Origin of the sequence: Streptomyces sp. NPDC059455 (assembly GCF_042750115.1) — a bacterium.
GTDB lineage: Bacteria > Actinomycetota > Actinomycetes > Streptomycetales > Streptomycetaceae > Streptomyces > Streptomyces endocoffeicus.
On the sequence record NZ_JBHYVB010000218.1, the window covers coordinates 1 to 13,148 of the forward strand.

The following is a 13,148-nucleotide window of genomic DNA, read 5'->3' on the forward strand; positions in this document are numbered from 1 at the left end:
CCTTCTGGCGCGCTGGCCCGCCCGGGGCTTGGCCCCTGGTCCCCGGGGTCTGGGGCGGAGCCCCAGTTGTGGGGAGGGGCGGGGAGGGGAACAGCCCGCCGCAGGCGTCCCGTCCTCCGCAACCCCCTTTCGAAAAATTTCATGAACCGGTCGCAGACCCCCTTCATCAATCCGGGTAAAACGGGACGATTTGGGGTGCCCTCATGTCGTACTCTCTGGCAGCTCCGCTCGGATTCTGGACAAACCCTTCCGCAAAGCGGACCGGCTCGCTAGCGTTCGGGCACGCACACGCCCCGTGGCAGCGCCGCCGCGGAGCGCAGCCGGTGCGTGACCACCGCGACCGGCGGCCTCTTCGCGCGCCGTCGTCGGGACCGACGGGGCACCGCACGAAGAGCCGCCACTCATCACCGAGGAGGGGGCGTCGTGACCGCGGAGACCTCTCAGACGCTCGATCGGGGACTGCGCGTCCTCAAACTGCTCGCCGACACCGACCACGGGCTGACCGTGACCGAGCTGTCCAACAAGCTCGGCGTCAACCGCACCGTGGTCTACCGGCTGCTGGCCACCCTCGAGCAGCACTCGCTGGTCCGCCGGGACATCGGCGGGCGGGCGCGCGTCGGGCTCGGGGTGCTCCAGCTCGGCCGCCAGGTGCATCCGCTCGTACGGGAGGCGGCGCTGCCCGCGCTGCGCTCCCTCGCCGAGGACGTCGGCGCGACCGCCCACCTCACCCTGGTCGACGGCACCGAGGCACTCGCCGTCGCGGTCGTCGAGCCGACCTGGACCGACTACCACGTGGCCTACCGGGCCGGATTCCGGCATCCGCTCGACCGGGGTGCCGCCGGGCGCGCGATTCTCGCCGCCCGTGCCGGCCGCCCCGACGACCCCGGGTACGCCCTCACTCACGGCGAACTGGAGGCGGGCGCGAGCGGTGCGGCCGCCCCGCTCATCGGGGTGACGGGGATAGAGGGGAGCGTCGGGGTCGTGATGCTCTGCGACTCGGTCCCGGAGCGCGTCGGCCCCCGGGTGGTCGACGCGGCCCGAGAGGTCTCGGACGCCTTGCGGTGAGGGCGGGGTGGCGGGCACCTTGAGCCTGCCGCCTGCCGCCTGCCGCCTGCCGCCTGCCGCCTGCCGCCCGCCGCCTGCCGCCCGCCCCCGCCGTCCCCGGGCGGCGCCGTGGGGCGGGGTGGCGGCTCATACGGCTCAGTGGTCAACTAGATTCGCACCATGCCTGCCGTCTCCCCCCGCGCCCGCACCCTCGCGCTCTGCTCCGCGCCCGTGCTCGCCCTGCTCGCGGTGGCCGCGTTCGCGCCGCTGCCGTTCACCGTGGCCCAGCCCGGTTCGACCGTGAACGTCCTGGGCTCCGACCGCGGCAAGCAGGTGATCAGCGTCTCGGGGACCGGCACCCGTAAGACCGCCGGGCAGCTGCGGATGACGACGATCCTGGCGACCGGCCCGGACGCCACCGTGCGGGTGAAGGACGTGGTCAGCGGCTGGTTCGCCACCGACCGCGCCGTCATGCCGCATGATTCGGTCTACGTCGGCGGCACCACCAAGGAGATCGAGCGGCACAACGCCGAGGAGATGGAGGAGTCCCAGTCCTCGGCGACCAGCGCCGCGCTCGGCTACCTCCACCGCTCCCCGCGCGATGTCAAGGTCACCCTGCGCCTCGCCGACGTCGGCGGTCCGAGCGCCGGGCTGCTCTTCTCCCTCGGTATCGTCGACAAGCTGGACGGCGACGGCCGCGGCGGCGACCTCACCGGCGGCCGGACGATCGCGGGCACCGGCACCATCGACGCCAAGGGCAAGGTCGGGGCCGTGGGCGGGGTCCCGCTGAAGACGCAGGCCGCCAAGCGGGACGGCGCCACGGTCTTCCTGGTGCCGAAGGCCGAGTGTGCCGACGCCACGGCCGAACTGCCCAAGGGGCTGCGGCTGATCCCCGTCTCCACCCTCAAGGGTGCGGTGACGGCTCTGCGGGCGCTGCGGTCGGGCGGCGCGGTCCCGCACTGCTGAGCGGCGCCGCCGCCCCCTGTTCCACCGTCATCGCCGTCGCCTCGTCCATCTCGCGCCAGGCCGGGAAGACCAGCGGGCTGAGCGTGGCCAGGAAGTAGACGCCGCCCGTCACCAGGAAGGCGGCGGTCAGCCCCACCCCCTCGACCAGACATCCGGCCGCGAGCCCGCCGAGCGGCATCACCACCCACACCCCCGCGGTGAGCGCCCCCGAGACCCGGCTGCGCAGCTCATCGGGGACGGCCTCGTACGTCACCGTGGTCAGGATCGGGTTGAGCATCCCCGCCGCGACTCCGCTGGCCGCCATCGTCACGGCGAGCGGGGACACCCCGGGCACGAACGCGGCGATCAGGAACCTCGGCAGCCCGCACACCAGGAAGCTCACCGCGAAGACGGTCCGGCGCGGAAAGCGATCGCCCACCGCCCCGTACAGCAGCGCCCCCACCAGCGCCCCGCCGCCGAACAGCGCCGTGAGCAGCCCCAGTTGCACCGAACCGCCCAGGTGCCGCTCGGCGTGGACCGGTAGCAGTACGGAGGACAGGCCCTGGTCGAGGCCGTTGGTGACCATGACCATCAGCACGATGGCCAGCAGCAGCCGATGGCGCAGCAGGAAGCGGTACCCCTCGCCCAGCTCGGCGCGGTAGGCGCGGGCGGACACCGGGACGACGGGCTTGCGTGGCGCCGCGGCGGGCAGTCCGCGCAGCCCCGCCATGATCAGCACCGCGGACGCCGCGAACGTCGCCGCGTCCAGCAGCAGTACGGACGGCGGGCCGAGCAGCGCGATCAGCAGCCCGCCCAGCGCGGCGCCCAGCATCCTGGCCCCGCGCGAGGCCCCGTCGTAGAAGCTGGCCGCGCGGCTGAGGGTGGTGCCCGCCCCTTCGGCCAGCGCGGGCACGAGCACCTGGCGGGCGGTCTCGCCCGGCGCGTGGAGCAGTCCGCAGAACGCCATCAGCGCGCACAGCTGCCAGAACCGCAGCAGCCCGGCGAAGTGCAGCATCGGAATCGTGGCGACGGCCACCCCGCACAGCGAGTCGGAGGCGATGGAGACCTGTCGGCGGCCGATCCGGTCGATGACCGGCCCGCCGATGACGGCCGAGACGACCACCGGCAGGGTCGCACAGAAGGAAACTAACCCGGCCTTGGCCGCGCTGCCCGTGGTCTCCAGGACGAACCATGGGACGGCGATCAGAGTGAGGGAATTGCCCGCGATGGAGACGGTGTTGGCGGCGAGGACGAGTAAGAGAGGTTTTCGGTCCCCGCTGTTCCCTCGGCGCTCTCCGTCTCCTGTGTCACCGGCCATGTCAGTGGTCGAACCTGGCGGTCAGACCGGATTGCGGCAGCCGCGGCGTGGCCAGCCGCAGCCCGACCTCCACCAGCGTCCAGCCGACCCGGGCGCGCAGCATCCGGGCGCGGGCGGGGCGGGAGCGGCGGTGGGGTCGGGACGCCTCGCGGGCCTCGTCACGCAGACGCTCGGCGCGTATGTGGTGCAGCCACAGATGAATGTCGTCGCCGTACATATGTGGTTCCCCCCAGGGATCGGTCAGTCCTCGTCGCGCGGGAAGGCGTGCAGATGGACGCGGTACGGGGCGGAGCCCTCGGTGTCCCGGTCCACCTCCTTCTCGCGGTAGCTCTCGATCAGTTCGTGCACCTTGTCGCGCATTTCGCTGGCGAGTTCAGGGGTGAGGCGCATAGTGAAGTCGCTCATGTCCGAAGCGCTGCGCCACGCTGAGGGCCAGTCGTGCATGGTGCTGAACCAGGTGGACAGGTCCTGGCCGTGGATGGTGGCCCACTCGTGGAGCAGGGTGTTGATTGCTCCGCGTACGGACGGGTCGGGGCTGGTCAGGAACCTGTCGCTACCCACCCGCACGCCCCGCTGCGCCGCCTTCCACCACCGCTCCCGCCCCTTGCCCCGCTCCGGGTCGTCCTTGACGAAGCCATGGGCGGCCAGCTGTCGCAGATGGTAGCTCGTGGCGCCGCTGGACTCGCCCAATCTGTCGGCCAGTTGGGACGCGGTGGCCGGCCCGTACTCGCGCAGCGCGCTGAGCAGGCGCATCCGCAGCGGATGCGCGAGCCCGCGCAGGGAGCGTGGGTTGAGCACCCGGACATCGTCGGGCGCAGGCTTTTCGTTCTCTGCCATGAGCGGAGCCTAAGCATGCAAAGATGTGCTTGCAACACTTTCTTTGCAACGGACTCTTTGGATCCGCTTCAGGGCCCCGGGCCCCGGTGCTCAGTCCCGCGCCGCCTGCCGCACCAGCGGGATGATCCGCAGTGGCACCGGGTTCTCCATCACGATCGCCGTCGAGGCCCGGACGATCCCCTCGAACCCCACCACCAGGTCGATCACCCGCTGGAGATCGGCGTTGGAGCGGGCCACCAGCCGGCACAGCATGTCCCCGTGGCCCGTGGTGGTGTGCAGCTCCAGCACCTCCGGAACGGTCGCCAGATGGGCCCGTACGTCCGGCCCCTGCCCCTGCTTGATCTCCAGCGTCGCGAACGCGGTGACCGGGTAGCCGAGCGCCGCCGGGTCCACATCGGGGCCGAAGCCCCGGACCACCCCCTGCGCCCGCAGCCGGTCCAGCCGCGCCTGCGCCGTGCCGCGGGCGACACCGAGGCGGCGCGATGCCTCCAGCACCCCGATCCGCGGCTCCTCGGCGAGCAGCTCGATCAGGCGGGCGTCGAGCCCGTCGATTCCCATGCGGTCCCCCTCCGGTCCCAGGCTTCTCTTGAGGTGTCCCCTGTGACGGTAGTCACTCTGTACATGATGCGCTGCCGAATGCAGTCACGGCTATGCATACTGACCAGCGTTTTCTCGAAGTGTTGCGCATCTTGAGCCACCGGGGGACGCTTCGAAGTATGACTGAGACGACAGAGATGCTGCAGCAGGGGGACGCACGGCACGCCGACCCGTTCCCCGTGAAGGGGATGGACGCGGTCGTCTTCGCCGTCGGTAACGCCAAGCAGGCCGCGCACTACTACGCCACCGCCTTCGGCATGAAGCTCGTCGCCTACTCCGGCCCGGAGAACGGCAGCCGGGAGACGGCCAGTTACGTCCTCGTCTCGGGTAGCGCCCGCTTCGTGTTCACCTCCGTCATCAAGCCGGTGAGCGCCTGGGGCCGCTTCCTGTCCGAGCATGTCGCCGAGCACGGCGACGGTGTGATCGACCTCGCGGTCGAGGTGCCGGACGCGCGTGCCGCGTACGCGTACGCCCTCGAGCACGGCGCCACCGGGATCGAGGAGCCGCACGAGCTCAAGGACGACCACGGCACGGTGGTCATGGCCTCGATCCGCACCTACGGCGACACCCGCCACACCCTCGTCGAGCGCACCGGCTACTTCGGCCCGTACCTCCCCGGCTACGCCGAGGCCGAGCCGATCGTCGCCCCGCCGGCGCGCCGGAACTTCCAGGCCATCGACCACTGCGTGGGCAATGTGGAGCTCGGCCGGATGGACGAGTGGGTCCGCTTCTACAACGACGTCATGGGCTTCACCAACATGAAGGAGTTCGTGGGCGACGACATCGCCACCGAGTACTCCGCGCTGATGTCAAAGGTCGTGGCGGACGGCACCCGCAAGGTGAAGTTCCCGCTCAACGAGCCCGCGGTCGGCAAGAAGAAGTCCCAGATCGACGAGTATCTGGAGTTCTACGGCGGCCCCGGCGTCCAGCACATCGCGCTCGCCACCAACGACATCGTCGCCACGGTGCAGGCGATGCGCGCGGCCGGGGTGAGCTTCCTGGACACGCCGGACTCGTACTACGAGACCCTGGGGGAGTGGGTCGGCGACACCCGCGTCCCGCTGGATACCCTCCGTGAGCTGAAGATCCTCGCCGACCGGGACGAGGACGGCTATTTGCTCCAGATCTTCACCAAGCCGGTCCAGGACCGGCCGACCGTCTTCTTCGAGCTGATCGAGCGGCATGGCTCGATGGGCTTCGGCAAGGGCAACTTCAAGGCGCTGTTCGAGGCGATCGAGCGCGAGCAGGCCAAGCGCGGCAACCTCTGACCGCCAAGCGCGGCAACCTCTGACCGCCACGCGGGGCCGCCCCGCACGGCCGCCGGACCGCCCCGCACGGCCGCGCCCACGCCCTCCAATTCCGTGCACATGCGCCCACACTCCCGTGCCCTTGCGCCGCCGGTGCCAGAAAAAGCGAACACCTGAATGGGAGCGCTTTCCCACCGTCTACACTCACGGCGATCTGTTCACTCCAACACGGCGTGATCACACGGGAGTTGTTGAGTATCAATGCACACGGAAAAGTACACTGCGGGCCGTTTGACCAGGCGTAGGTTCACCCTCGGCGGGGGAGCCGCCGCGGCCGGCGCGCTCGGTGCCTTCGCCGCCCGCGCGGGGGCCACCACCGTGGCGGGCGGCCGGTTCGACCTGTCGGTGCCCTCCACCCAGCTGATCCGCGAGAAGACCCCGCACAACTCCACCGTGCTGCAGTCCTTCGCGTTCGACGACGTGGGCGGGCACGTCTACACGATCCAGCTGATGGAGGGCGGGATCCGGCTCAGCGGGGAGTCCGCCCCCGTCTCCGGCGCCGACCGCGCCGCCCATGGCGATCTGTGCGTCACCAAGCTGTCCCTGGCCGGGGCGGAGCTGGGCTCGATGTACCTCAAGGGGTTCGGGCACGGCGTCGCCATGGGCTGTGAGCCGGTCGGCTCGACGGCCTATCTGTGGACCGAGTCGGACGCCAACCCCGACTCCGGCTACGGCCGCGCCATCAGCCGCTTCAAGTTCGCCGATGGCACCGTGCTGTCGTCCGGTTCGTCCTCGCTGGTCAAGCACCGCCCGGTGGCGGGCTCCACCAGCAACCAGCCCGCCGTCGACATGCTCAACCGCCGGCTGCTGCTGCGCTACCGTCTCGACGGCGAGGTCCGCTACCGGCTGATGAGCCTGTCCGGGGTCAGCGCGGGCGACTACACCGCGGTGTACGACGACATACCCCAGACCGGCGTCGAGGACGGCGAGGTCTTCCAGGGCTTCACGGTCCTCGGCGACTACGTGTACCAGCTGACCGGCACCGCCTACACCGGCGAGGACGGCGCCAACCCGCCCTCCGGCCACGGCAACACCCATGTCTCCTGTGTCGATCTGCGCACCGGCGAGCTCGTCCAGCGCGCCCGCACCGAGGCCGCCTACTCGCTGAGCTATCGCGAGCCGGAGGGGATGGCCGTCCAGCTGTCCAGCCCGCGCCGGCTGTGCATGGGCTTCGCCTCGGGCGCCGCCGGGGACCGTAAGGTCAGCGTCTACTACAAGGCGCAGTAGCGCCCGTACGGCACGGCCCTCCTCGCGGCCCTCCTCAAGGCCCTCCTCGCGCGGTCATCCGTCCGCTGCAGCGATCTTCCCCGGGCGCTTCCCGGGTGCGAGTCTGGAGATATGACGGACCTCATCGAGCTGCTGCGGGAGGGCCTCCCCGAGGAGGCGGTGCTCACCGACCCCGATGTGACCGGGGCCTACGCCAATGACATGGCGAGCTTCTGCGAGGCGGGCGCGCCGGCCGTGGTCGTCCTCCCGCGCACGGTGGAGCAGGTGCAGCACGTGTGCCGCACCGCCACCGCGCTGCGCGTGCCGATCGTGCCCCAGGGCGCGCGCACCGGGCTGTCGGGCGCGGCCAACGCGTCCGACGGCTGCGTCGTGCTGTCCCTGGTCAAGATGGACCGGATCCTGGAGATCAACCCGGTGGACCGGATCGCGGTCGTCGAACCGGGCGTGATCAACGCGACCCTGTCCCGCGCGGTCATGGAGAAGGGCCTCTACTATCCGCCGGACCCCTCCAGCTGGGAGCAGTGCACGATCGGCGGCAACATCGGCACCGCGTCCGGCGGGCTGTGCTGTGTGAAGTACGGCGTCACCGCCGAATACGTCCTCGGCCTCGATGTCGTCCTCGCCGACGGCCGGCTGCTGAAGACCGGCCGCCGCACCGCCAAGGGCGTCGCGGGCTACGACCTGACCCGGCTCTTCGTCGGCTCCGAGGGCAGCCTCGGCATCGTCGTGCGCGCGGTCCTCGCGCTCAAGCCCGCCCCGCTCGAACAGCTCGTGCTCGCCGCCGAGTTCCCCTCCACCGCGTCCGCCTGCGACGCCATCTGCCGCATCATGGAGCGCGGTCACGCCCCCTCGCTGCTGGAGCTGATGGACCGTACGAGCGTCCGCGCGGTCAACGCGATCGGGAACATGGGCCTCCCGGAGTCCACCGAGGCCCTGCTGATGGCGGCCTTCGACACCCCGGACCCGGCCCCCGACCTCGCCGCCGTGGCCGAGCTGTGCACGGCGGCCGGTGCCACGGAGGTGGTCCCCGCCGAGGACGCCGCCGAGTCCGACATGCTGCTCCAGGCCCGCCGGATGACGCTTCCGGCGCTGGAGGCGGTCAAGGGCGTCACCATGATCGACGACGTCTGTGTGCCCCGCTCCCGGCTCGCCGAGATGATCGACGGCACGGCCGCCATCGCCACGAAGTACGGCCTGACCATCGGTGTCGTCGCCCACGCCGGGGACGGCAACACCCATCCCACGGTCTGCTTCGACCCCGCCGACCCCGACGAGTCCCGCCGTGCCCGGGAGTCCTTCGACGCCATCATGGCGCTGGGCCTTGAGCTCGGCGGCACCATCACCGGGGAGCACGGCGTCGGCGTCCTCAAGCGGGAGTGGCTGGCGCGCGAACTGGGCCCGGTGGGGGTGGAGCTGCAGCGCGGTATCAAGCAGGTCTTCGATCCGCTGGGCCTGCTCAATCCCGGCAAGCTGTTCTGAGGGCCGCTGTTCTGAGGGTCGGCTGTTGTGAGGCCGCCCGGACCCGGGGGTGGTCCGGACGGCCTCGGTCTCAGCGGCTGATCAGGCCTCGGCGCCGATCAGGCCTCGGCGCCGATCAGGCCTCGGCGCTGATCAGGCCTCAGCGGCCGATCAGGCCTTGGCGGCTGATCACGCCTTGAGCGAGGCGATGTCGATCACGAAGCGGTAGCGCACATCGCTGCTCACGACGCGGTCGTACGCCTCGTTGATCTGGTCGCCGTCGATCAGCTCGATCTCCGCGCCGAGCCCGTGCTCGGCGCAGAAGTCGAGCATCTCCTGGGTCTGCCGGATGCCGCCGATCTTCGATCCGGCCATCGACTTCCGGCCCATGATCAGCGAGAACTGGTTGAACGCGCTGGAGTTCTCCGGCGCGCCCACGTGCACCAGCGTGCCGTCCAGCTTCAGCAGCGACAGATAGCCGTCCAGCGGGAGGTTCGCCGAGGTCGTGTTGACGATCAGATCGAAGGTGCCCGCCAGCTCGGTGAAGGTGGACTCGTCGCTGGTGGCGTAGAAGTGGTCGGCGCCCAGCCGCAGCCCGTCGTCCTTCTTGCGGAGCGTCTGGCTCAGCACGGTCACCTCGGCGCCCATCGCATGGGCGATCTTCACGCCCATGTGGCCGAGGCCGCCGAGGCCCACGATGGCGACCTTCTTGCCCGGACCGGCGTTCCAGTGGGCCAGCGGGGAGTAGAGGGTGATCCCGGCGCACAGCAGCGGGGCGGCGACGTCCAGCGAGATCCCCTCGGGGATGCGCAGCACGTAGTTCTCGTCCACCACGGTGTGGGTGCTGTAGCCGCCGTAGGTGGGGGCGCCGTCGTACTCGTTGCCGTTGTACGTGGGCACCTCGCCCTTGAGGCAGTACTGCTCCTCTCCGGCGAGGCAGTTCTCGCACTCGCGGCAGGAGTCGACGAAGCAGCCCACGCCGACCCGGTCGCCGACGGCGTACTTGGTGACGGCGGAGCCGACCTCGGCGACCACACCGGCGATCTCATGGCCGGGCACCATCGGGAAGAGGGCGGTGCCCCACTCCTCGCGGGCCTGGTGGATGTCGGAGTGGCAGATACCGGCGTAGGCGATCTCGATCAGCACGTCGTGCTCGCGCAGGGCGCGGCGCTCGACGGTGGTCCTTTCCAGCGGGGCCTTCGGAGCGGGGGCTGCGTAGGCGGTGACGCTGGTAGTCATAAACGTGTCTCCCTGTGACGAACGAGGAAAAAGAGGATGGGTGAAGGGAAGGGGGAAGTAAGGAGGGGGAAGGAGGAAGGGCGTGCGGGGGAAAGGGGAAGGGTGTGCGGGGGAAAGGGGTGGGATCAGGGGGAAACGTCGGAGGACGGTCCCCCCGAAGGACGCGCTTCGGACGAGGGCGCGGATCGATCGGCCGAGGGAGTCGCGGTCCAGCTCGCCAGCAGCCGCAGGGCTGCCTCGGAGGGGGAGCCGGGCTCGACCGTGTAGATGCACAGAGCCTGGTCGGGATCGCCGGGCACGGTCACGTTCTCGTAGGCCAGCGTCATGTCCCCGACCACCGGATGGTGGTAGAGCTTGACGCCGTGGGTCTTCTCCCGCACGTTGTGGTCGGCCCACCAGGTGCGGAATTCAGGGCTCTTGATGGTGAGCTCGCCCACGAGCTCGGTCAGCCGGGGATCGTCGGGATGGTGCCCGGCCTCCAGCCGGAGGGACGCCACCATCTCCGCCGCGACCGTCTCCCACTCCGGCCACAGCGAACGGGCCGCCTCGTCGAGGAACATGAAACGGGCCATGTTCCGCTCGTGGTACGGGAGCGCCTCGAAGTCGATGATCAGCGCCCGGGCCAGCTGGTTGGAGGCCAGGACATCGCCCCTGCGCCCGAGGACGAAGGCCGGTGAGACCCCGTCCAGCATGCGCAGCAGCGCGTGCACCCCGGGCCGCACCCGCTGGGCGCGGGGCGGCCGGCGGCGCACCGTGCGCCGGGGGCGCGGCCGGGTCAGCTCAAAAAGGTACGCACGTTCGGTTTCGTCGAGCTGAAGAGCGCGGGCCACGGCGTCCAGCACCGTCTCCGACACATTGAGGTGACGGCCCTGCTCCAGACGCGTGTAGTAGTCCGTGCTCACGCCGGCCAGCTGCGCCAGCTCCTCGCGGCGCAGCCCCGGCACCCGACGGGGGCTGTCGTTGCTCACGCTCACGCCCGCGTCGCCGGGGCTCAATCGGGCCCTGCGGCTCCGCAGGAACTCACTGAGCTCGGTGTTGCGGTCCATGGGTTCCAGTATTGGCAACGGAAAAGGCATCTGAGCGTGCCAAAGTAGGTCTGCTGAACCTAGGCCGGGCGGGGCCATGCGGGCCGTCGCCGCTCGTACGGCTTCGTGGCGCTCGCACAGGAGAGTGGTGGCGGGAGCGGTGGGCTGGTGCCGGTGGGCCGGTCTGATAGACCTTGACCGCGCGCTCCGGGTTGCACTGCGGCTCCTGTACGGCAAACTGCTTACGCCCCACCCTCACCGCGAGGCACCGCAAAGGCGCAGCGCAGTACAGCACGGCCGAGCAGATATGGGACATCGGAGATCATGAGCGCCCCTACCTCAGGATCCGCGGACGGCAGCTCCATTCCTGGCTTTTATCCTGATCCGTCCATCCCTGGCTACATCCGTTACTGGAACGGCGCCGCCTGGGTGCCCGGCACCAGCCGTCCCGCCCCGGCCGAGGGCGAGGCCATGCCCGCGCCGCCGCCCGGGGTCACCCATACCCAGGTGATCAGCCCGCCGCCGGACGAGACGGGCCCGATGTTCCTGGACGAGGATCCGGCGCCGCGGGCCGCCGAGGAGACCGGCAGCGCACTGCCCGAGCTGCGCCGGAGCGCCGAGATGGACGTCCGGGGCGCGGGCGGGCCGCCCGAGGCGGCGGCCGGGGGCATGGGGGCCCAGCCGGTGCCGCCCGGCGGTGTCCCGGCGTCCGTGGACTGGAACGACCCCCAGCGGCTGCACGGCACCCGCCCCGACGCCGGCTCGGCCTGGCAGGCGGACGCCGCCCAGCAGGGCGGATTCGGCGGTGAGCAGGACCGCCGGATCTCCTGGGGCGCGGAGCCGGACGCTCCCGGCAACCCCCAGGCCGGTGGGGGACAGGCCGGTGGCGGGCAGTGGCCCGGGGTGCCCGACCCGCGGCGCGCGGGCCCGGGTGAGGACGCCGGGCGCGATGACGGCACGCTGACCATGCGCGCGGGCGGGAGCGGGCGTACGACGGACCGCTCGACGCAGGCCCTGCCGCCCGTCCGCCGGGCCCCGGAGCTGCCCCCGGCGGGCGAGGGCGAGACGCCCGCCCCGGCGGGCGACGGGACGATGACGTTCCGCACGGTGGGGCGCGGCGGCGGAGCGGCACCCACGACCGGCCAGGGCCAGGGCCAGGGCCAGGGTCAGGGGCAGGGGCAGGACCAGGGGTGGGACCAGGGCCGGGGCCAGACGGCCGGCCGGGACGACGGGACGATGGCGATCCGGGCGATCGGCCGCGGCGGCGTGCGCAAGGGCGCCGAAACCGCACCCCCGGCCCAGCCCGCGCACCAGCCCCAACAGCCTCCCCAGACACATCAGCCCCAGCAGCCCCCGCAGCCGCACCAGCCTCAGCAGCCGCATCAGCCCTTCGGTATCCCCGCCCAGGGCGGCGGCCCGGCCTGGCAGCCGCAGGGGCAGTTCCCCCAGCAGCCCGGCCCGCCGCAGCGCCCTCCGCAGGCCGCCCCGCACGCTCCCCAGGCGGCCCCGCACGGCGCCGGCCCGGGCGCGCCCGAGGGCGTCATCCCCTGGAAGCCGCCCGTCGACAACCCCTTCCTCCTGGCCGCCCAGGCCGAGGGCCGGCCCGCCTCGCTCGGCCGCCGCCTCGCCGCCCGGCTGATCGACTCGGTCGTGCTGCTCGGCGTCGTCGGCGCCGTCGCGTTCCCGCTGTGGAGCAAGGCGAGCGACCACATCGACGAGAAGGTCGAGGCGGCCAAGCAGAGCGGCGAGACCGTCACGGTCTACTTCCTGGACGGCACCATCAGCGGCTATCTGGGCATCGTCCTCGGTCTGCTGTTCGTCCTCGGCGTCGTCCTGGAGACGCTGCCGACCGCCAAGTGGGGCCGCACCCTCGGCAAGAGGCTGTGCGGGGTGCGGGTGCTGGACATCGAGGGGCACGACACCCCGTCCTTCGGCACCGCGCTGCGCCGCTGGCTGGTCTACTCGGTGCTGGGGGTGCTCGTCATCGGCGTGCTGAACGTGCTGTGGTGCCTGTTCGACCGCCCGTGGCGGCAGTGCTGGCACGACAAGGCCGCCCGCACCTTCGTCGCGGGGGGCCCGAGCTCGGCCGGCGCCCGCTGGCCGGGCCGGGCCGCCGCGGGCGGGGGCGGCCCCCCCCCCGCGCCCCCAAAA

Annotated in this window: 12 protein-coding genes; 6 read left to right on the forward strand and 6 right to left on the reverse strand. The window is 71.6% G+C overall.

Annotated elements, in window-relative coordinates:
* The first annotated feature begins 423 nt into the window (after positions 1-423).
* Together ACFXB5_RS44850 and ACFXB5_RS44855 are read left to right on the forward strand one after the other, a co-directional pair.
* Entirely contained in the window at positions 424-1,065 is a 642-nt protein-coding gene (locus ACFXB5_RS44850; RefSeq protein ID WP_044574552.1) for an IclR family transcriptional regulator, read from the forward strand.
* 159 nt (positions 1,066-1,224) lie between these two features.
* Positions 1,225-2,010, forward strand: a complete 786-nt coding sequence (locus tag ACFXB5_RS44855) for a S16 family serine protease (protein WP_385219632.1) — start codon at positions 1,225-1,227, stop codon at positions 2,008-2,010.
* On the opposite strand, the gene ACFXB5_RS44860 is transcribed toward ACFXB5_RS44855, so the two are convergent.
* The 4 genes from ACFXB5_RS44860 to ACFXB5_RS44875 form a co-directional block, all read right to left on the reverse strand.
* Positions 1,949-3,307 (reverse strand): MFS transporter, encoded by a 1,359-nt coding sequence (locus tag ACFXB5_RS44860; RefSeq protein WP_385219634.1) that lies wholly within the window; start codon positions 3,305-3,307, stop codon positions 1,949-1,951. The genes ACFXB5_RS44855 and ACFXB5_RS44860 overlap by 62 nt on opposite strands.
* A 1-nt stretch (position 3,308) precedes the next feature.
* Complete coding sequence (locus ACFXB5_RS44865; RefSeq protein ID WP_385219635.1) at positions 3,309-3,524, reverse strand: hypothetical protein; 216 nt, start codon at positions 3,522-3,524, stop codon at positions 3,309-3,311.
* Between the two features lie 23 nt (positions 3,525-3,547).
* Complete coding sequence (locus ACFXB5_RS44870) at positions 3,548-4,144, reverse strand: ArsR/SmtB family transcription factor (protein ID WP_385219636.1); 597 nt, start codon at positions 4,142-4,144, stop codon at positions 3,548-3,550.
* A 90-nt stretch (positions 4,145-4,234) separates the two neighbouring features.
* Positions 4,235-4,702 (reverse strand): Lrp/AsnC family transcriptional regulator, encoded by a 468-nt coding sequence (locus ACFXB5_RS44875; protein WP_201856754.1) that lies wholly within the window; start codon positions 4,700-4,702, stop codon positions 4,235-4,237.
* Positions 4,703-4,860: 158 nt separating this feature from the next.
* Here ACFXB5_RS44875 and hppD point away from each other — a divergent pair, with 158 nt between their 5' ends.
* The 3 genes from hppD to ACFXB5_RS44890 all read left to right on the forward strand — a co-directional run bounded on the left by hppD (position 4,861) and on the right by ACFXB5_RS44890 (position 8,754).
* Positions 4,861-6,009, forward strand: a complete 1,149-nt coding sequence (gene hppD / locus ACFXB5_RS44880; protein WP_385219639.1) for a 4-hydroxyphenylpyruvate dioxygenase — start codon at positions 4,861-4,863, stop codon at positions 6,007-6,009.
* Between the two features lie 270 nt (positions 6,010-6,279).
* On the forward strand, positions 6,280-7,275 hold the full coding sequence (locus tag ACFXB5_RS44885; RefSeq protein ID WP_385219641.1) for a teichoic acid biosynthesis protein C: 996 nt from the start codon (positions 6,280-6,282) through the stop codon (positions 7,273-7,275).
* A gap of 111 nt (positions 7,276-7,386) precedes the next feature.
* Positions 7,387-8,754, forward strand: coding sequence for an FAD-binding oxidoreductase (locus ACFXB5_RS44890; RefSeq protein ID WP_201856650.1), 1,368 nt, complete (start codon positions 7,387-7,389; stop codon positions 8,752-8,754).
* A 168-nt stretch (positions 8,755-8,922) separates the two neighbouring features.
* On the opposite strand, the gene ACFXB5_RS44895 is transcribed toward ACFXB5_RS44890, so the two are convergent.
* Together ACFXB5_RS44895 and ACFXB5_RS44900 are read right to left on the reverse strand one after the other, a co-directional pair.
* On the reverse strand, positions 8,923-9,972 hold the full coding sequence (locus tag ACFXB5_RS44895; protein WP_385219643.1) for an NAD(P)-dependent alcohol dehydrogenase: 1,050 nt from the start codon (positions 9,970-9,972) through the stop codon (positions 8,923-8,925).
* Positions 9,973-10,097: 125 nt separating this feature from the next.
* Positions 10,098-11,018, reverse strand: coding sequence for a helix-turn-helix transcriptional regulator (locus ACFXB5_RS44900; protein ID WP_385219645.1), 921 nt, complete (start codon positions 11,016-11,018; stop codon positions 10,098-10,100).
* Between the two features lie 303 nt (positions 11,019-11,321).
* Between ACFXB5_RS44900 and ACFXB5_RS44905 the strand changes: the two genes are divergently transcribed.
* The coding region (locus ACFXB5_RS44905; RefSeq protein ID WP_385219647.1) for an RDD family protein at positions 11,322-13,148 on the forward strand (1,827 nt) is incomplete at its 3' end.